Source organism: Caldimonas brevitalea (genome assembly GCF_001017435.1).
GTDB classification, from domain to species: Bacteria; Pseudomonadota; Gammaproteobacteria; order Burkholderiales; family Burkholderiaceae_C; genus Caldimonas; species Caldimonas brevitalea.
Genome location: NZ_CP011371.1, coordinates 2268927 through 2287246, shown reverse-complemented (window position 1 = coordinate 2287246; position 18320 = coordinate 2268927). Strand labels below are relative to the sequence as shown.

Annotated in this window: 14 protein-coding genes and 1 tRNA gene; 7 read left to right on the top strand and 8 right to left on the bottom strand. The window is 67.0% G+C overall.

The window, feature by feature from the left end; translation table 11 throughout:
* Positions 1-35: 35 nt before the first annotated feature.
* Both AAW51_RS09975 and hrpA read right to left on the bottom strand, forming a co-directional pair.
* Positions 36-1214, bottom strand: coding sequence for an ROK family transcriptional regulator (locus tag AAW51_RS09975; protein WP_083438200.1), 1179 nt, complete (start codon positions 1212-1214; stop codon positions 36-38).
* Positions 1215-1385: 171 nt separating this feature from the next.
* A complete protein-coding gene (hrpA, locus tag AAW51_RS09970) occupies positions 1386-5321 on the bottom strand; it encodes an ATP-dependent RNA helicase HrpA (protein ID WP_047194498.1) in 3936 nt (1311 codons plus the stop codon).
* A gap of 85 nt (positions 5322-5406) precedes the next feature.
* Here hrpA and argA point away from each other — a divergent pair, with 85 nt between their 5' ends.
* Positions 5407-6756, top strand: a complete 1350-nt coding sequence (gene argA, locus AAW51_RS09965) for an amino-acid N-acetyltransferase (RefSeq protein WP_047194497.1) — start codon at positions 5407-5409, stop codon at positions 6754-6756.
* A 53-nt stretch (positions 6757-6809) separates the two neighbouring features.
* Positions 6810-7082: an oxidative damage protection protein gene (locus tag AAW51_RS09960; protein WP_047194496.1), complete on the top strand. Its 273-nt coding sequence runs from the start codon at positions 6810-6812 to the stop codon at positions 7080-7082.
* Positions 7083-7209: 127 nt separating this feature from the next.
* Here the strand turns inward: AAW51_RS09960 and AAW51_RS09955 are convergent, their stop codons facing one another.
* Positions 7210-7701: a PleD family two-component system response regulator gene (locus AAW51_RS09955; RefSeq protein ID WP_157359749.1), complete on the bottom strand. Its 492-nt coding sequence runs from the start codon at positions 7699-7701 to the stop codon at positions 7210-7212.
* A gap of 140 nt (positions 7702-7841) precedes the next feature.
* Here AAW51_RS09955 and AAW51_RS09950 point away from each other — a divergent pair, with 140 nt between their 5' ends.
* Both AAW51_RS09950 and AAW51_RS09945 read left to right on the top strand, forming a co-directional pair.
* The gene (locus AAW51_RS09950) at positions 7842-8885 is read left to right on the top strand and encodes a Fe(3+) ABC transporter substrate-binding protein (RefSeq protein ID WP_047194494.1); all 1044 of its coding nucleotides are present in this window, start codon (positions 7842-7844) and stop codon (positions 8883-8885) included.
* Positions 8886-9224: 339 nt separating this feature from the next.
* Positions 9225-9533, top strand: coding sequence for an H-NS histone family protein (locus tag AAW51_RS09945; protein WP_047194493.1), 309 nt, complete (start codon positions 9225-9227; stop codon positions 9531-9533).
* Positions 9534-9635: 102 nt separating this feature from the next.
* Here AAW51_RS09945 and AAW51_RS09940 read toward each other — a convergent pair whose 3' ends face one another.
* Positions 9636-11666 carry a M3 family metallopeptidase gene (locus AAW51_RS09940; protein WP_047194492.1) on the bottom strand — a complete coding sequence of 677 codons (2031 nt, stop codon included), beginning with the start codon at positions 11664-11666 and terminating at the stop codon, positions 9636-9638.
* Positions 11667-11980: 314 nt separating this feature from the next.
* Between AAW51_RS09940 and AAW51_RS09935 the strand changes: the two genes are divergently transcribed.
* The 3 genes from AAW51_RS09935 to AAW51_RS09925 all read left to right on the top strand — a co-directional run bounded on the left by AAW51_RS09935 (position 11981) and on the right by AAW51_RS09925 (position 14204).
* Positions 11981-12352 carry a hypothetical protein gene (locus AAW51_RS09935; RefSeq protein ID WP_157359747.1) on the top strand — a complete coding sequence of 124 codons (372 nt, stop codon included), beginning with the start codon at positions 11981-11983 and terminating at the stop codon, positions 12350-12352.
* A gap of 181 nt (positions 12353-12533) precedes the next feature.
* The gene (locus tag AAW51_RS09930; protein WP_047194490.1) at positions 12534-13052 is read left to right on the top strand and encodes a copper chaperone PCu(A)C; all 519 of its coding nucleotides are present in this window, start codon (positions 12534-12536) and stop codon (positions 13050-13052) included.
* A gap of 420 nt (positions 13053-13472) precedes the next feature.
* Entirely contained in the window at positions 13473-14204 is a 732-nt protein-coding gene (locus AAW51_RS09925) for a PEP-CTERM sorting domain-containing protein (RefSeq protein ID WP_047194489.1), read from the top strand.
* Between the two features lie 280 nt (positions 14205-14484).
* Here the strand turns inward: AAW51_RS09925 and AAW51_RS09920 are convergent.
* The 4 genes from AAW51_RS09920 to AAW51_RS09905 form a co-directional block, all read right to left on the bottom strand.
* Positions 14485-14577 (bottom strand) — tRNA-Ser (locus AAW51_RS09920).
* Positions 14578-14638: 61 nt separating this feature from the next.
* Complete coding sequence (locus tag AAW51_RS09915) at positions 14639-15907, bottom strand: aspartate kinase (protein ID WP_047194488.1); 1269 nt, start codon at positions 15905-15907, stop codon at positions 14639-14641.
* Positions 15908-16018: 111 nt separating this feature from the next.
* Positions 16019-17344, bottom strand: a complete 1326-nt coding sequence (gene tilS / locus AAW51_RS09910) for a tRNA lysidine(34) synthetase TilS (RefSeq protein WP_047194487.1) — start codon at positions 17342-17344, stop codon at positions 16019-16021.
* Entirely contained in the window at positions 17341-18315 is a 975-nt protein-coding gene (locus tag AAW51_RS09905; RefSeq protein ID WP_047194486.1) for an acetyl-CoA carboxylase carboxyltransferase subunit alpha, read from the bottom strand. The genes tilS and AAW51_RS09905 overlap by 4 nt, the downstream gene beginning before the upstream one ends.
* Positions 18316-18320: the final 5 nt, after the last annotated feature.

The window sequence follows — 18320 nt, the reverse complement described above, 5'->3', positions numbered from 1 at the left end:
CTGATGTAAGGGATCAGCGCAACGCCGAAGGCACCTCAGGCGTCCGCGACCTCCGGGGATTTGGGCCCATGGCCGCGCAACACATCGGCACGCGGCGAGAAGTTGAAGAACATCGGCAGGCTGGCCGCGCCCAAGGCGCCGGCGTCGGCACCGAAGCTGCCGCGCTGCAGCCGGGGCGTGAGGCAGGACTCCGGCGCGATGGCCCGCAAGCCGGCTTCGAGGCGCGATATCAGCGCGTCGATCAGGCCGCCGTCGACGTCGGCATCGATCACACACACCGGCACGTCGAGCACCGCGAGGGCCGAGCGCAGCGCCGGCACCAGGGCGTCGACACTGTCGTCGAGCCACTCGAGCGCCGCGGCATCGCCGCGCTCGAAACACGCTGCCAGGTCGGCACGCCCTGCCACCCGCACGCCGTGGTAGCGCAGATGGCGGGTCAGCGCGTTCAGCGAGGCGCGCGTGAGCAGCACGTCCCAGGCTAGCTCGGTGCGCGGCGCCGAGGCCAGCCGGCTGGGCGGCACCGGGAGCATCGCGACGTCGGCCGCGTTGCCCGTATGGCCTCGCAAGGCCTCGCCGTCGACCACGGCGGCACCGCCGATGGCCGGGCCGATGAAGAGGTACAGGAAATCATCGATGGCCCGACCGGCGCCGAAGAACAGCTCGGCGATGCCGGCGGCGGTGCCATCGTTTTCCTTGAACACCGGCAGCCGTACAGCCCGCGACAGTGCCGTGCCGAAATCGACTTCGTTCCAGATCCGGAAGTCGCCCTGCAGGTCAAGCTCACGCAGCCAGCTGCCCAGGTGATAGGGCTGTGCCAGCCCGACGCCGGCGAGGCGCCCGCGCTCGGCGGGGCCCAGCAGGTCGAGCACCGAGGCGACGTCACGGCGCACGATGTCGAGCGCCTGGTCGGGATGCGGCAGCAACCGGTCGTGCGCTTGCCGCGCCAAGATCTTGCCGGACAGGTCGACCAGCACGGTCTCGATGCTGGTGCGGTCGAGCCGCACGCCGACGCCGAAAGCGCCGTCGGGATTGAGACGGTACAGGCCGGCGGGCTGGCCCCGCTGCCCGTCCTGCCGACGGCCGACGCTCTCGACGAGCCCCGCCTCCTCGAGCGCCTGCACGATGCTGCCCACTGCGGTGTGGGTCAGCTGGGCCCAGCGCGCCAGGTCGGCCTTGGAAGCGACCCCGGCCCGACGCAAGCGCTGCAGCAGCATACGTTCGTTGTACTGCCGCAGATGGACCGAGCGGGTGCCGCGGCCAGGTCGAGCGTTCACGCCGGTCCTATTAATTAATTCAAGTTGAATTAATTTTAGGAACGGAGATGGGCGCGCCGCTCCGGGTTTACCCTGATGAAAAGACAACGAGCCGAAGGCGGCCGCGGGCGGTCACGCCGACAGCTGGCTCCAGCTCTTTTCCAGCCGCTTGACGGACACCGGTTGCGGGGTTCGCAGTTCCTGGGCGAACAGGCTGATGCGCAGCTCTTCGAGCAGCCAGCGGAACTCGTCCAGTCGCGCGTCGTGCGCGCCCTTGCGGTCGGCCAACGCGCGCACGTAGCGCTGCTCCAGCGGCCGCAGTTCGGCCAGCCGTTGCGTGTCCCGCGCCGGGTCGCCTCGCAGCTTGTCCAGCCGCATCTGGATGCCCTTCAGGTAGCGCACGAAATGCTGCAGCTGTGCGTAAGGCGTGAGCGCGACGAAACGCTTGGGCATCAGGCGCTGCAGCTGGGCCTGCACATCGTCGCCCACCTCCTTCGGCGGCCTGGCGTCCTTCAGCTTGCGCAACGTGGCCTGGTATTCCACCAGGATGCCGCCCGCCAGGCGGGCCACCTCCTGCGCGATCAGGTTGAGGCGTCCCCGCCCTTCCTCGATGCGGGCCTTGAAACTCCATTCGTCGTGCGGCAGCGGGTCGAGCAAAAAGGCCCGGTCGAGCGCGACGTCGATGATCTGGTCGCGCAGTTCCTCGGCCGTGCCCAGGCTCATGTAGGCCACCGCCATCTTCTGCAGATCGGGCAGGTTTTTCTCGAGGTATTTGAGCGGCTCCTTGATCTGCAGCGCCACCAGGCGCCGCAGTCCGGTGCGATGTTTGGCGGCCGCGACATCCGGCTCGTCGAACACCTCGATCTCGACGTGGCTGGCTTTGTCGATCAACGCCGGAAAGCCGATCAGGCTTTGCGGGCCGCGCTTCACCTCCATCAACTCGGGCAGTTCGCCGAAGGTCCAGCCGGTGTACTTGGCCGCGGCGGCCGCCGGTGTCGTCTCGCCGGTCGGCGTTGCGTCCGCCTTGACCCGCACGCCTCGGGGCGCCGCCGGTGCAGGAGCGCGGGTTTCAGCGCCTTCGGCATCCTCGCTGCCAGACGACGGCCCCAGCTTCAGCGCGGCCAGGGCCTGGAACGCACTGCGCGCCTGCGAGCCCAGCTCGGCCTTCAGCACCGACAGGTTGCGGCCCATGCCGAGCTGGCGCCCATGCTCGTCCACCACGCGGAAATTCATGAACAAGTGAGGCTGCAGCGTTTCGAGCTTGAAGTCGGCCCGCTTGACGTCGAGCTGGGTTTTGTCGCGCACCGCTTTCAACAGCACCTCGAGCAAACTGCCGTGGCCGAACGGTGCTTGCGCCAGAAAGGCCTCGGCGTAGTCGGGCAAGGGCACCAGGCGCGCCCGCGGCTTCTGGTGCAGGCTCTTCAGCAGCGCCAGCACCTTGTCCTTGAGCATGCCGGGCACCAGCCATTCGCAGCGCTCGTCGCTGACCTGGTTCAACGCATAGATCGGCACCGTGACCGTCACGCCGTCCTTCGGGTCACCCGGGTCGTGCAGATAGGTCGCGCTGCAGTCCACACCGCCGAGCCGGATGGTCTTGGGGAAGGCCGCCGTGGTGACGCCGGCGGCCTCGTGGCGCATCAGCTCGTCGCGCGTGAGCATCAGCAGCTTGGGGTTGCGCTTGCTCTCCTCTCGGTACCAGCGCTCGAAGCCGTGCCCGCTGTTGACGTCGGCCGGCAGCTGCTGGTCGTAGAAGGCGTAGATCAGCTCGTCGTCGACCAGCACATCCTGCCGGCGCGACTTGTGCTCGAGCTCCTCCACCTGGCGCACCAGCTTCTGGTTGTGCGCCAGGAAGGGCAGCCGGGTGTCCCACTCGCCGTTGACGAGCGCCTCGCGGATGAAGATCTCGCGCGCGGCCACCGGGTCGACCTTGCCGAAGTTGACGCGCCGGTTGTGGTAGACCACCAGGCCGTACAGCGTGGCCTTCTCCAGCGCGGTGACCTCGGCCGGCTTTTTCTCCCAGTGCGGTTCCAGCAGCTGCTTCTTCAGCAAATGCCCGGCGATCCAGGGGATCCATTCCGGCTGGATGGCGGCGATGCCGCGGCCGAACAGCCGCGTGGTCTCGACCAGTTCGGCCGCGATGATCCAACGCCCCGGCTTCTTCGAGAGGTGGGCGCCGGGGTGGCGCCAGAACTTGATGCCGCGCGCGCCGAGGTACCACTCGTCCTCGTCGCTCTTCAGGCCGACGTTGCCGAGCAGGCCGGACAGCATCGCCAGATGCACTTGCTCGTAAGTGGCCGGCGTGGTGTTGAGACGCCAGCCATGCTCCGCCACCACCGTGTGCAGCTGCGAATAGATGTCGCGCCACTCGCGCACCCGGCGCGGCGAGACGAAGTTGTCGCGCAGCAGCTGTTCGTACTTGCGGCTGGACAGCTTGTGCGTCTCGGCCGCCGGCGCCGCGGTGCCCTGAGCGGCTGCAGCGCGGTGCCCGCCGCGGGCTTCGTCCAGCCATTTCCACAGCTTGAGATAGCCCATGAACTCCGACTTTTCGTCGTCGAACTTCTTGTGCTTCTCGTCGGCGGCCTGCTGCTGCTCCATCGGCCGGTCGCGCACGTCCTGCACGCTCAGCGCGCTGGCGATCACCAGCACTTCGGCGAGGGACTGGCGCTCGCGCGCCTCGAGGATCATCCGCCCCACCCGCGGGTCGAGCGGCAGCTTGGCCAGCTCGCGGCCGATGGCGGTCAACTCGTTCTGCTCGTCGACCGCGTTCAGCTCGGCCAGCAGCTGGTAGCCGTCGGCGATGGCGCGCCGCGGCGGTGGCTCGATGAAGGGGAAGTCCTCGACGCTGCCCAGGTTCAGCGACTTCATCCGCAATATCACGCCGGCCAGCGACGAGCGCAGGATTTCAGGGTCGCTGAACGGCGGCCGCGAGGTGTAGTCCTGCTCATCGTAGAGCCGGATGCAGATGCCGTTGGCGACCCGGCCGCAACGACCGGCGCGCTGGTTGGCCGCCGCCTGGCTGACCGGCTCCACCTGCAGCTGCTCGACCTTGTTGCGATAGCTGTAGCGCTTGACCCGGGCGTGGCCGGTGTCGACCACGTAGCGGATGCCGGGCACCGTCAGCGAGGTTTCGGCGACGTTGGTGGCCAGCACGATGCGCCGTGCGCCGCCGGTCTCGAACACCCGGTCCTGCTCTTGCTGGCTCAGACGGGCGAACAGGGGCAGGATCTCGACCCCCGGCGGGTGGTGACGGCGCAAATGCTCGGCCGCGTCGCGGATCTCGCGCTCGCCGGGCAAAAACACCAGCACGTCGCCCGAGCCCTCGCGCCACAGCTCATCCACCGCGTCGGCGATCGCATGGTTGAGGTCGTAGTCGCGGCTTTCCTCGAACGGGCGCCAGCGCTGCTCGACCGGGTAGAGCCGGCCGGACACGAAGATCACCGGTGCCGGCCCGTGGATGCTCTCGAAATGGCGGGCGAAGCGCTCGGCATCGATGGTCGCCGAGGTGACGATGATCTTCAGGTCGGGGCGGCGCGGCAGCAGCTGTTTCAGGTAGCCGAGCAAAAAATCGATGTTGAGCGACCGTTCGTGCGCCTCGTCGATGATGAGCGTGTCGTAGGCCTTGAGCAGCGGGTCGGTCTGGGTCTCGGCCAACAGGATGCCGTCGGTCATCAGCTTGACCGAGGCGCCCGGCGACAGCCGGTCCTGGAAGCGCACCTTGAAGCCGACGTGCTCGCCCAGCGGCGAATTCAGCTCTTGCGCGATGCGCTTGGCGACACTGGACGCGGCAATGCGGCGCGGTTGGGTGTGGCCGATCAGCCCCTGCCCCCCGGCGCCGCGGCCGCGGCCCATGGCCAGCGCGATCTTGGGCAGCTGGGTGGTCTTGCCCGAGCCGGTTTCGCCGCAGACGATCACCACCTGGTGCTGCTCGATCGCGCGCGCGATCTCGTCGCGCCGGGCGGACACGGGCAAGGACTCGGGGAACTGGATCGGCGGCACCGGGTTGGCAGCGGGGGCGGAAGATCTCCGCGCCTGCCGTGCGGGCGCCGGTGCGGGCGGCGTAAAGCTCATGGGCCTTCGTGCAAAATCCGACATTATTTCAAAGCCTTGCCCCGCCGCCTGTCGGCGTGCCGACCACCCCTGAAGTACCTCGCTGATGAGCCTCGTCTTCCCGCATACCTTCGTGCCCTGGTTCCGGTCGGTGGCGCCCTACATCCATGCCCACCGCGGCAAGACCTTCGTGGTCGCCATCGCGGGTGAGTTGATCGCGGCCGGCAAGCTGGCCACCTTCGCGCAGGACCTGGCGATCATCCACGCCACCGGCATCAAGCTGGTGCTGATCCACGGCTTCCGGCCGCAGGTGGAGGAGCAGCTGACGGCCAAGGGCCACGCCTCGCGCTTCAGCCACGGCATGCGGGTGACCGACGCGGTGGCGCTCGACTGCGCGCAGGAAGCGGCCGGTCAATTGCGATATGAGATCGAGGCGGCGTTTTCACAAGGCCTCCCGAACACGCCGATGGCGCACAGCCAGATCCGGCTGCTGTCGGGCAATTTCATCACGGCGCGCCCGGTGGGCATCGTCGATGGTGTCGATTTCCAGCACACCGGCTTCGTGCGGCGCATCGACGCGATGAGCGTGCGCCGCGCCATCGATTTCGGCTCCATCGTGCTGATGTCGCCGTTCGGCTTCTCGCCCACCGGCGAGGCCTTCAACCTGAGCATGGAAGACGTCGCCACCAGCACCGCGATCGCGCTGCAGGCCGACAAGCTGATCTTCGTGACCGAGGTGCGCGGCGTGCCGATGGACCCGAGCCAGGCCAACGACCCGGAATGCGAGATCGACCAGGAACTGGCGCTGGCCGATGCCGAAAAGCTGCTGGGCGCCCTGCCCAATCCGGTGCAGCCGACCGACACCGCGTTCTACCTGCAGCATGCGGTGAAGGCGGCCAAGAACGGCGTGGACCGGGTCCACATCATTCCCTATTCGGTCGACGGCTCGATCCTGATGGAGTTGTTCACCCATGACGGCGTGGGCACCATGATCGTCGACGAGAAGCTCGAGAGCCTGCGCGAGGCGACGCCCGACGACATCGGCGGCATCCTGCAGCTGATCGAGCCCTTCGAGCGCGACGGCACGCTGGTCAAGCGCAGCCGCACCGAGATCGAGCGCGACGTCGGGCACTACACCGTGATCGAGCACGACGGCATCATCTTCGGCTGTGCCGCGCTCTACCCCTACCCGGAAGCGAAAACCGCCGAGATGGCGGCGCTGACCGTGTCGCCCGAGGTACAGGGCCAAGGCGACGGCGAGCGCATCCTCAAGCGTGTCGAGCAGCGCGCCAGGGCGATGGGGCTGGACAGCATCTTCGTGCTGACGACCCGCACCATGCACTGGTTCATCAAACGCGGCTTCCAGCAGGTCGACCCCGACTGGCTGCCGGAGGCGCGCAAGCGCAAATACAACTGGGACCGGCGCTCCAAGGTGCTGGTCAAGCGGCTGGGCTGATCCGCCGCGCCGTTCCCCTCACCCCCACGAGATCGATATCAAAAGGAGTCCCCATGGCCCGCATCGTCAACTGCGTTTATCTGAAGAAGGAAGCCGAAGGCCTCGATTTCCCGACCTATCCGGGCGAACTGGGCAAGCGCATCTACGAAAACGTCAGCAAGGAAGCCTGGCAGGGCTGGCTCAAACACCAGACCATGCTGGTCAACGAGAACCGTTTGAACCTTGCCGACCAGCGTGCACGCCAGTACTTGGCGCGCCAGATGGAACGGTATTTCTTCGGTGAAGGGGCGGAGCAGCCGGCCGGCTACGTGCCGCCGTCGGCCTGAGCGGGCGGCTTGGTCGCGCAACCCGGGTGGCGGGCACGGCCACACGCCGCGCGGCAGCAAACGTGTTGACCTCACCCTGTCCCGGTGTCGGCGCTCGCCGGCACCTGACCTGCGGGCCGCACGCGGGTCAAATGAACAACGACGTCGGCCGCTCTTCCGGCGCCAGGTGATCCAGCCCGACGTGGCGGATGATTTGCTGATCGAGGTCGCGCGGGTGCAGCGGCTTCATCAGCCACGATGCGCCGGCCAGCAGGCTGCGCAAGCCAAAGGCGCGACGCTGTTCGGTGCTCGCCAGCAGCACCAGGCGCGGCGTCGGCCGGCACGGGTGCTTGCGGCGCAGCTGCCGGCACAAGGCCAGCAAGGGCGCGCCGACCACCTCCGCATCGACGAACGCCACGTGCACCGAATGCTCGGCGCAATGCTCCACTGCCTGTGTCGCCGTCCACGCCTCATGGACGCCGATGCGGTACAGGCTCAGCCGGCTGCGTAGATAGAGTGCGTCGCTGGTTTCGCATGCCACCAGCAACGCACGCGGACCGCGGCGCACCAATGGCGCGGCGACGCCCCCGGCAGGGCCGGCATGGGACGCTTCTAACGTGACGAACGTGCGGAATTTCACGGGCGGCATCTTGGTCCCGAGCGCCGGACCCGGCAAGCGACAGAAGTCACACTTCTCGCATGCGGCTGGCAAATCTCGGTTTTAAGAATCATTCTTGTTCGCGCTTAGAATAAGCCATCATCTGGAAGGAGCATTTACCCATGTTGCGACGCCACGCCGCCCCGCTGACCCTTTTGGCCCTCGTTGCCGGCCTGCACCTGCCGGCCGCTGCACAGGACAAGGTCATCAACCTCTACTCGGCCCGGCACTACCAGACCGATGAGGCGCTGTACAACAACTTCACCAAGGCGACCGGTATCAAGATCAACCGGGTCGACGCCGATGACGCCGGCATCCTGGCGCGACTGAAGAGCGAAGGCAGCGCCAGCCCCGCCGACGTGATCCTGCTGGTCGACGCGTCCAGGCTGTGGCGTGCCGAGCAGGACGGGCTGTTCCAGCCGATCCGCTCGAAGGTACTCGACGAGCGTATTCCGACGACGCTGCGCGGTGAAGACAAGGGCCAGGGCCCGCAGTGGTTCGGTTTCTCGACCCGCGCCCGGGTCATCGTTTACAACAAGGCCAGCGTCAAAAAGGACGATGTCGACACGTATGAAGAACTGGCCGACCCTAAAAACAAGGGCAAGGTTTGCACACGATCGGGATCTCACCCTTACAACCTGTCGCTCATCGGGTCGCTGATGGAACATCTCGGCCCCGAGAAAACCGAAGCTTGGGCGAAAGGTGTCGTCGCGAACATGGCGCGCGACCCCAAAGGCGGTGATACCGACCAGATCAAGGCCGTCGCCAGCGGTGAATGCAAGGTCGCGCTCACCAACACCTATTACGTCGCCCGCATGATGCGCTCGAGCAAGCCGGAAGACCGCGAGGTGGTGGAAAAGGTCGCGGTGGTGTTCCCCAACCAGCAAAGCTGGGGCGCGCATGTGAACATCGCCGGCGGCGCGGTTGCGAAAAACGCCAAGAACCGCGAACTGGCGGTGCAGTTCCTGGAGTACCTTTCGAGCGACGAGGCGCAAAACTATTTTGCCAATGGTAACAACGAGTACGCTGCCGTCAAGTCAACGAAGCTCAGCAACCCGGCGCTCGAGGCCCTCGGGTCGTTCAAGAGCGAGTTGATCCCCATTTCGGTGGCGGGCGCCAACCAAGGCAAGGTGCAACAACTTCTCGACCGCGTGGGCTTCAAGTAAGCACCCGCCGGCTCCCCTGAAAACACCCGCGTGCCCCTCGGCCGCGGGTGTTTTTGCGTCTGCCGATAAGAAAAGTGACAGGGAAGGCCAGACCAAACGCCTTTACGTCGCCTCTGATGGACGCCTACGTTGTCGGTCGCCGCGGGCGGCCAATACGTGCAGACGCGACGCAAGCCAGTACAGTCGGCGCTCGACGATAAAGGGCCGCCGCCCTGCGGAATAGACGCGATTCTCTCCAGCCACCCCCCGGCGTGCCGCGGTTGCATGTTTCCAACTCAGCGGCTATTATCATCGCCGCTGATTGACCCCCCTTTCAACCTTTTGCGAGCATATTCAAAAATGGCCACTTACCAGGAACTTCTCGCCCAGAAAGCCGACCTCGAAAAGAAAATCGAGAGCGCCCGCAAGCAAGAGCTGGCCGATGCGATCGCCCAGATCCGGTCCCTGATGGCCCAATACGGCCTGACGGTGGCAGACTTGGGCGGCAAGACGGGCGGCGGCAAGGTCAGCACGACCAAGGGCAGCAAGGTGGCGCCCAAGTATCGCAACGGTGCGACAGGTGAAACCTGGACCGGCCGCGGGCGCCAGCCGAAATGGGTGGAACAGGCGCTGGCCTCGGGCAAAAGCCTCGAAGAGCTGGCCATCTGACGACCCGTCGGCCCCTGTGAAAACGCCCGCCTTGGCGGGCGTTTTTACTTCCGGGTGCTGGTTCCGCACAAACCGGCGGCGGCGCCGGCACCCGGGCCCTGGCTAACGGGCCAGGTATTCGAAGTAGGCGCGGGCGTTGGTGGGCCGGCCGAGAAATCGCTGCAGCAGGATCTTCGGGGGCACCTGGCCACCCTGGGCCAGCACGATGTCCCGGTAACGGCGCCCCACGGCGGGGTCCAACCGGCGCCCGGCAAACGCCGTCTGCAGATCACGCGCAATCACCTCGCTCCACAAATAGCCGTAATACCCGGCTGCATAGCCGCCGACAACATGGCTGAAGCTGGCAGGAAACCGAGTGCCCGGGACATGCCCAAGCGGTGTGGCGGCTTCCATCCGGGCCCACAGTTCCAGCGGATCACCGCTGCGTCGCCCATGCAGCGCCAGGTCATAACTGGCGAACAGATGCTGGCGCGCCGTGAAGTTTCCCTTGCCGAAATGTTTTGCCTTGACGGCCTGTTCCAGCATGGCCGGCGGCACCGGCTTGCACTCCGGGCAGACTTCGGCAAACAACTTCAGCACCTGGGGGTCGTAAACCCAATCTTCGAGCATCTGGGACGGCGCTTCGACGAAATCACGTAGCACGCTGGTGCCGGCCTGGCTGACATGCCTGGTGCGCGACAGGTTGTTGTGCAGCGCGTGGCCGAGTTCGTGCAGCAGGGTTTCCAATTCTTCGAGCGTCAGGCCTTTGCGGTCGAAGTTCACCACCAGCGCCGATTGCGGCGTGCGGGCGAGACGTGTGGAACCGCTGCGATAGCTCCAGACGGCTGCGTGGTTGTACTTTCCGGGGCGTGGATACAGGTCGACCAGCAGCGTCGCGAGATAAGGGCCGCCCTTCCCGTCATACACCGCGTAGGCTTGCAGTTCGGGATGCCAGCCGGCCATCTCGCGCCGCTCGAAGTGCACCCCGAACAGCCGCTCGCTCAACCGCAACACGAAGGCGAGGCTTTGTTGCGGTGGGAAATACGGCCTGAACGCTTCCTGATCGACTTCGTAACGTTCCCGGCGCACGCGCTCGGTATAGAAAAACACGTCCCACCGTTCGAGTTTCACCGTCTCGATCGGCTGTTGCAGATGCCGAGCTTTGGCCTCTCGCAGTTCTTGCAGGTCGCGTCGCTCACGCTCGACCACCGCCTGCTTCACGCTGTCGAGGAAACCCTGCACCCTGCGCTCGCTTTTCGCCATCCGCCGACGCAAGGCGAAATCGGCATAGCTCGAGAAACCGAACAGCGACGCATATTCACGCCGCAAGCGGGCGATCTCGGCGAGGACCTGCAGGTTGGCCTCGCCGCCCTCGTTCAATTTGGCGCGCCACATTCTCTCGCGCGCCGCGGCTTGCGTGGCATGACCCAGAACCGGCAGATAGGTGGGATAGTCGAGCCCCAGCAGCACCTGCCCCTGCTGGTTGCGCGGCGCTTCTCGCCACACGCCCTCGGGCACCCCGGCGAGTTCGTCTTCTGTGAACGCCACCTTCGTGTCATCGTCGCGCAGGCGCTGGTCGAACGCCTGTCGTAATGCCGTGATGCGGTCCTGGATGGCCTTGGCGCGGCGGCGGGCGCCGGGCCGCAGGCCAGCCCCCGCGTCCTCGAAGCCTTCCAAACTGTCGCGTCGCAACTCGCGGTCGATCGCGTCGCGCGGCCGCGCTTGTTTCAAGAGCCGGTAGATGCGTCCGTTCTGCAGCAGGCTCGACCAGAAGTCCTGCCATTGCAGCGTGCAGGCCTGCGCAGCATCGCGAACCGCCTTGTCGGGGTGGACATTGACCAGCAGGTAGATCGGCCCCGACGCGTCCTCGCCCGCCGCCTGCAAGTTGTCGAGCCCTGTCAACACGTCATCGCCACCCGAGCCCTTCGCCAGTTCGGATTCGATGCCACGTAGGCGCTGCAAGCCCTCCTGGCAGGCCTGCGCCACCTGCTGCGGCGTCTCATAGCGAGGAAACGGCGGCTCGTCGGAGGCGGGCAGGTCCGTCTGCTCGGTGCCCGGTGGCGCGACCGGTGAACTGCTCATCGCTGCTGCAGCCGAGACCACGGCCCCGACGGCAACGGCAAGACGAACCCAATGCTGAATGGCGACCGCCATGCGAACCCTCCTGCAGTTGACGCCCGCCGACGGCGGCGGGCCATACCGGATTGTGCAGCGGGGTCTCTGGATCGCGCGGTCTGGATCAAATACGCCACCCGATGGGCAAACGGCGAGGCGCGGGCGCGAGCGGTGCGCGGCCATGATCCGGGGTGCGGTGCGGGACGCTGCTGCTCCTGCCCTTGCCCACTGCCCGCCCCTGACGCTGCGCTTTTCACTCGTAGCCCCGATCCCCCTGCACGACGTCGGGCACAATCGCGCCCATGCGCGGAGGCCGACGTTTCCCTAGCCTGGCCCTCTGGGGCGTGATGTGCGTGTTGCTGCTGAAAGCGGCAGCACCGTGGCTCGCCGCGGAGGCAGCGCGGTGGCACGGTCGGCAGTTGGTCGAGTTGTGCACCGCCTTCGGCGTGAAGACCGTCAGCCTCGACCGGCTCGCCGCCGGGCCTTCGACCGCGTCCGCACAGCACGATTCGAACGCACCGGCGCCCGCCGAGGCCGACGTGTCGTGCGCTCTGTCCACCCTCGTCGGCTCCGGCCCGCTAGGGTCCACACCGCCAGCGACGACGACCGTGTTCTCGTCGGAGCGAGTGCCCCTGAGCCGGCCGCCCGCCCTGCCGATCGCCCCGGACCGACACGCCCTGTGGGCCGCACGCCTGCGGCACGCTCCGCCGCCCCACCTCGGCTAGCCACTGGTGCGCCCAGGCGATATTGCCGCAGGCGCCCGACCCAGGCCTTGCGTGCCTATGCTTTTCTCGATTCATTGCACCCCGCCCGGCCCGTGCTGCCGCACCTGCCCGCGTCGAGCCCGAGCTCTCGCGTGCCGCCACGCGCCGCCGCTGACCCATCTCTCGTTCAAAGGATGTCTCCATGCCGCGCTTCTTGCTGACTTTGGCTGCCGCTGCTGCCGTTCTTTCCGGCGCCGCCGCTCACGCCGCAAGCCCCACTCCCCATCCGATGGTCGTGTCCGACGCATGGGCCCGCCCGACTGTCGCCGGCCAACCCTCCGGCGCTGCCTACCTGGCGATCGAGAACCGCGGCCAGGCCGCCGACAAGCTGATCGCCGCGCAGCTGCCTCAGGCCAACAGCACGGAGCTGCACAACATGGCGATGGAAGGCACGGTGATGCGCATGCGCAGCGTGGACGGCGTCGAATTGCCGCCGGGGCAGACGGTCCGCCTGAAGCCCGGAGGTTTGCACCTGATGCTGCTGGGCCTCAAGACGCCGTTGAAGACGGGCGAGTCATTACCGCTGACGCTGCGCTTTCAGCACGCCGGCGAGCTGACCGTGCCGCTCACGGTCGGCCCCGCACCGACCGCCACGGCGCCCAGCCATGGGCATGGGCAAGGGCACGGCACGCAGGACCGGCCGCACCACTCGCATCGCTGAACAGCACCGGCGCTGCCGCCGCGCCGGTGCCCCTCAAGTGCGGTGGGAGGTCTCTGTAAGTGCTTGTGGCGAACCCGCGGGGGACGCCCTGCTTCGAGCGCAGCCGGGGCCTGGCCGCTCAGGGGGTCGGCGGGACCGTGGTCCGTCAGGGGCACGCCGGGGCGTCGAGGCAAAACGCCGGGCCGCTGACGAGGCAAGCGACATTCCCACCCACCGAGGGATGGACGTGCTGCAACGCTCCCCGCCCTCGCTACAAGCGCTTACGCCGCCCGGTGCCGCCACCAGGAGAATCGCGCGGCCGCACGAGGCAGTACTCGCGCGGCACGGCCGCCTTGTGCAAAGGCGGGAACGCTGCCGGAGGGCAGCTCGAAGGCGAAAACGTCCCGAGACCGGGGCGGCAATCTTTCCAAGGGAGCCACAATGAAGAATGTCATCGCAGGCCTGGCGCTTGCGCTCACCCTTCCCGTCGCCCTCGCCGACAGCGGCACGGCGCGACTCAGCAACCTCGTTGTGAGCCTCAATGGCGAGGCGATCAGCGATTGGAGCAATCAAGGCACGATCCAGTTGGCCTACATCCCGGCCGACGGAGAGCCGTTCGACGAGTCGGCGACCATCACCGGCAGCGAGAGCCTGACGCTGGACCGCCCGGGCGCGCAGCTGGGCGTGCGAGCCGACTGGGCCAGCGGCCTGCTGGAGAGCACTGCCACGGTGACGGCTCGCGGTGCGGCCTATTCCGGCAACACCTCGCGCGACACCGTCGGCACGGAGTTTCTGTTCCTGATCCCCGCCAACGGCACGCTGACGTTCTCGGCTGACGCCTTGGTCTCGGCCGCAACGGACTTCCTGTGCGCATCCGATTGCTTCAGCAACAGCTTCACCTCGCTGACGCTGCAGGTCGGCAGCCAGACCTTTGGTGACGACCTCGAAGTGGTGGCCGGCGAAAGCAGCACCTTCGAAAGCCTCACCCGCCGCCTGTCGCTGAGCTACACCAACAACACCGGTGGCGAGGTGTATGCCCGCCTGTCGGCCTACGTCGACATCACCGGCCAGGTGGCCGCCGTCCCCGAGCCCGAGACCTATGCGCTGATGGGCCTGGGCCTCGTCGGCGTGATGCTGCAACGGGCACGCAAGGCCCGCCGCGCGCAGGCCTGAGCCAAAAGGGTCCGCAGCGCCCGCAGGGGCGCTGCCGGCACATCAAAGAGCCGCCTTCGGGCGGCTTTTTCAATTTCAGGGCCGCGTCGTCGCCTGCAGCAGGCCAGCGGTCTGAGACGGCGTAGAGCGCGGCGCAAGGGCTTCTGCGGGGGCCTGCCCATGACGACCTGCCGGCACAGCCCCTGAGACCTGTTTGCCGCCTTCAGCGGTCGCATCTGAAGGGCCACCCCGGCAGCGAGGCCCCAAAAAAGAAAACCCGCTGAAGATCAGCGGGTTTGGTTGGCGGAGACGAAGGGATTCGAACCCTTGATGCAGCTCATCACCGCATACTCCCTTAGCAGGGGAGCACCTTCGGCCTCTCGGTCACGTCTCCAACCGGCAACTTGGCGAAACCGGCATTTTAGCTCAGAAATGCCAGCGTAGAGAGAAAAAATTCAGGCGGCGTTCTGGTCGAGGTCGAACGCCTTGTGCAGCGCGCGCACTGCCAGCTCCATGTACTTCTCGTCGATCACCACGCTAGTCTTGATCTCGCTGGTGGTGATCATCTGGATGTTGATGCCCTCTTCGCTGAGCGCACGGAACATCGAGGCCGCCACGCCCACATGCGAGCGCATGCCGATGCCGACGATGGACACCTTGCAGATGCGCGTGTCGCCGATGACCTTCTCGGCGCCCAGCGCCGGCAGCACCTTGCCGTTGAGCAGGTCGATGGTCTTGGCGTAGTCGTTGCGGTGGACGGTGAACGAGAAGTCGGTCTTGCCTTCGTGCGAGACGTTCTGCAGGATCACGTCGACGTCGATGTTGGCCTCGGCGACCGCGCCCAGGATCTGGTAGGCGATGCCGGGTTTGTCGGGCACACCCATCACGGTGATCTTGGCTTCGTCGCGGTTGAAGGCAATGCCGGACACAACGGCTTGTTCCATTTTCTCGTCTTCCTCAAAGGTGATCAGCGTACCGGAGCGGGCTTCCTCGTCGATGGGGATGTCCCAAGGCGTGAAGCTCGACAACACGCGCAGCGGCACGCGGTATTTGCCGGCGAACTCGACCGAGCGGATCTGCAGCACCTTGGAGCCGAGGCTGGCCATCTCCAGCATTTCTTCAAAGCTGATCGTGTGCAGGCGCCGTGCCTCGGGCACGATGCGCGGATCGGTGGTGTAGACGCCGTCCACGTCGGTGTAGATCAGGCACTCGTCGGCCTTCATCGCCGCCGCCACGGCCACCGCAGACGTGTCCGAGCCGCCGCGGCCCAGCGTCGTGATGTTGCCCTTGGCGTCGACCCCCTGGAAGCCGGTGATGATGACGACCTTGCCGGCCGCCAGATCAGCGCGCACCCGCGCGTCGTCGATGCTTTCGATGCGGGCTTTGGTGAAGGCCGAATCGGTCTTCACCGGCACCTGCCAGCCGGCATAGCTGACCGCCTGCATGCCCTCGGCCTGCAAGGCGATGGACAGCAGGCCGACCGACACCTGTTCGCCGGTGGAGGCGATCATGTCGAGTTCGCGGGCGTATTCGTCGCTGTGTGTGGCGGGGGCCAGCTCTTTGGCCAGCCCGAGCAGGCGGTTGGTCTCGCCGCTCATGGCCGACGGCACCACCACCATCTGGTGGCCGGCCCGCGCCCATTTGGCGACGCGCTTGGCGACATTGCGGATGCGCTCGGTCGAGCCCATCGAGGTGCCGCCGTATTTGTGAACGATCAGTGCCATGGGAGTTGGGTGCGCGGAGGGATGATGAACAACAGCGTTCGCGCCGCGGTCGCGAAGGCGGGATTGTAGCCGTTGCGGATGCTGCGCCGTCAGCGGCCGCCGAGGCGTGGCTCAGTCGGGGATCCACTCGAACGCCAGCTGAGCCTCGCCGGCGACGGCCGCTGCTCGCGCGTCGACGCCAAGGCCGGGCACCCACAGCAGTTGCTCGCCCGCGTAAAGCAAAGGCCCGGTGCGCGACCAGGATGGCACGCCGGCCGCCTGGAACTGCTTCTTCAGGCTGCGCGCCGGGCGCTGCGGGCCACTCTGGAACTGCTCGCCGCCGCTGCGGTCGCGCAGCTGCAACTGTGCGGGGAGCGACAAGGCCACGCCGCCCACCGCGACACGTCGGACCACCAAGGTGCCGCCCCACCCGCGCAGCCGATAGCGACCCGCGCGTCTGATGCTCAGGCTCGCATCCTTTGAAACAGCCGACACCACCGCGCGATGTTGACCATCAGCCTCATAGCGCAAGGCCCCGCGGTAGCTCCGCAGCACACCGCCGCCGGGTAGCGGCCACTGCCCCGCCGAGGTCGAGGGCAGCTCGAGCCACAGGCGCTCGAGCAGCGCGGCGGACAGCGGCGCGCCAGCGACACGCCGCACCCAGGCCCGCAAGGCGTTGCGGCCGCGCGGGGCGCTGAGGGCCAGCAAGGGGGCCACCTGGAGCGTCCCGGCCTGTTGCAGGCCGTGCAAGTCCTGTTCGGCCAGTTCCGCCAGGCAGGCACTCGCCTCACCGGCCCACGCCGCGGCGTCGGCAAGGCTGGCTTCCGCCATGGGGAACGCGACGCTCAGTGCCGGCCAGACGTCATGGCGCAAGCGGTTGCGCGCAAAGCGGACGTCCTGGTTGCTGCCGTCGTCGACATACCGCAAACGATGCCGCCGCACATAGGCCTCGATGGCCTCCCGCGGACGAGCCAGCCACGGACGCAACCACAGCAACCCGTCCCGCTCGGCGGCAGCCGGCATGCCGGCGAGACCGGCCACGCCGGCACCGCGCAGGGCTTGCAACAGAAAGGTTTCGGCCTGGTCGCGGCGGTGGTGTGCCAGCAGCACACAGTCGGCGCCGTGCTCCTTGGCCATGCGCGCCAGCGCTGCGTAGCGGGCCGTGCGGGCGACCGCCTCCACACTCTCGCCCTTTACAGGGCGCAACGACAGGAGGGTGTGCACCAAACGCACCGGCCAGCCTTTGCGCTGCCAGGCTTTGCATTGACGCTCGCAATGCGCGAGCCAGCTATCGGCGGCGGGCTGCAGCCCGTGGTGAACGTGCAGCGCGATCACCTGCACGCCAGGCTGTTCCACGGCCGCCCGCACCGTGGCATGCAGCAAGGCGGTGGAGTCGCGCCCCCCGCTGTAGGCCACCGCGACCGTGGCCGCAGCAACCGCCAGCGGCGGAGGGTTCATCCGCGTTCTTTGGTGTCGACGAAGCGGCCGTAGCTCTGCAGGCGCTCGTAGCGGCGCTGCAGCAAGTCCTTCGGCCGCAGGTCGGCAACCTGGCGCAAGGCGTCGTTGAGGCCGCGCTTCAAGTAGGCGGCCATCTGCTTGTAGTCGCGGTGGGCGCCGCCCACCGGCTCGTTGATGATCTTGTCGACCAGGCCCAGGGCCTTCAGGCGATGGGCCGTGATGCCGAGCGCTTCGGCAGCGTCCGACGCGCGGTCTGCCGTCTTCCAGAGGATGGACGCGCAGCCTTCGGGCGAGATCACCGAGTACACCGAATACTGCAGCATCAGCACCTGGTCGCCCACGCTGATGGCCAGCGCACCGCCTGAGCCCCCCTCGCCGATCACAGTGGCGATGATGGGCACTTCGAGCTGCGCCATCTCGAAGATGTTGCGGCCGATCGCCTCGGACTGGCCGCGTTCTTCGGCACCGATGCCGGGGTAGGCGCCAGGGGTGTCGACAAAGGTGAACACCGGCAGCCCGTACTTCTCGGCCAGCTTCATCAGGCGCAAGGCCTTGCGGTAGCCCTCGGGGCGCGACATGCCGAAGTTGCGCAGGCCGCGCTCCTTCGTGTCGCGGCCCTTCTGATGGCCGAGCACCATGCACGCCTGGCCGTTGAAGCGGGCCAGGCCGCCGACGATGGATTGGTCGTCGGCGAAGTGCCGGTCACCGTGCAGTTCCTGGAACTCGGTGAAGATTTCGCCGATGTAGTCCAGCGTGTAAGGCCGCTGCGGGTGCCGCGCGATCTGCGTGACCTGCCAGGGCGTGAGGCTGGAATAGATGTCTTTCGTGAGCTGCTGGCTCTTCTTGCTGAGCCGGTCGATCTCTTCGGAGATGTCGACTGCTGACTCGCTTTGCACATAGCGCAGCTCATCGATCTTGGTTTCCAGTTCGGCGATCGGCTGCTCGAACTCGAGGAAGTGTTTTTTGCTCATCCCAA

What these genes read in the sequence shown, in the direction of transcription:
- AAW51_RS09975 (WP_083438200.1), bottom strand. Translation starts at nt 1,214, where the DNA reads ATGCTGCTGCAGCGCTTGCGTCGGGCCGGGGTCGCTTCCAAGGCCGAC.
- hrpA (WP_047194498.1), bottom strand. Translation starts at nt 5,321, where the DNA reads ATGAGCTTTACGCCGCCCGCACCGGCGCCCGCACGGCAGGCGCGGAGA.
- argA (WP_047194497.1), top strand. Translation starts at nt 5,407, where the DNA reads ATGAGCCTCGTCTTCCCGCATACCTTCGTGCCCTGGTTCCGGTCGGTG.
- AAW51_RS09960 (WP_047194496.1), top strand. Translation starts at nt 6,810, where the DNA reads ATGGCCCGCATCGTCAACTGCGTTTATCTGAAGAAGGAAGCCGAAGGC.
- AAW51_RS09950 (WP_047194494.1), top strand. Translation starts at nt 7,842, where the DNA reads ATGTTGCGACGCCACGCCGCCCCGCTGACCCTTTTGGCCCTCGTTGCC.
- AAW51_RS09945 (WP_047194493.1), top strand. Translation starts at nt 9,225, where the DNA reads ATGGCCACTTACCAGGAACTTCTCGCCCAGAAAGCCGACCTCGAAAAG.
- AAW51_RS09940 (WP_047194492.1), bottom strand. Translation starts at nt 11,666, where the DNA reads ATGGCGGTCGCCATTCAGCATTGGGTTCGTCTTGCCGTTGCCGTCGGG.
- AAW51_RS09930 (WP_047194490.1), top strand. Translation starts at nt 12,534, where the DNA reads ATGCCGCGCTTCTTGCTGACTTTGGCTGCCGCTGCTGCCGTTCTTTCC.
- AAW51_RS09925 (WP_047194489.1), top strand. Translation starts at nt 13,473, where the DNA reads ATGAAGAATGTCATCGCAGGCCTGGCGCTTGCGCTCACCCTTCCCGTC.
- AAW51_RS09915 (WP_047194488.1), bottom strand. Translation starts at nt 15,907, where the DNA reads ATGGCACTGATCGTTCACAAATACGGCGGCACCTCGATGGGCTCGACC.
- tilS (WP_047194487.1), bottom strand. Translation starts at nt 17,344, where the DNA reads ATGAACCCTCCGCCGCTGGCGGTTGCTGCGGCCACGGTCGCGGTGGCC.
- AAW51_RS09905 (WP_047194486.1), bottom strand. Translation starts at nt 18,315, where the DNA reads ATGAGCAAAAAACACTTCCTCGAGTTCGAGCAGCCGATCGCCGAACTG.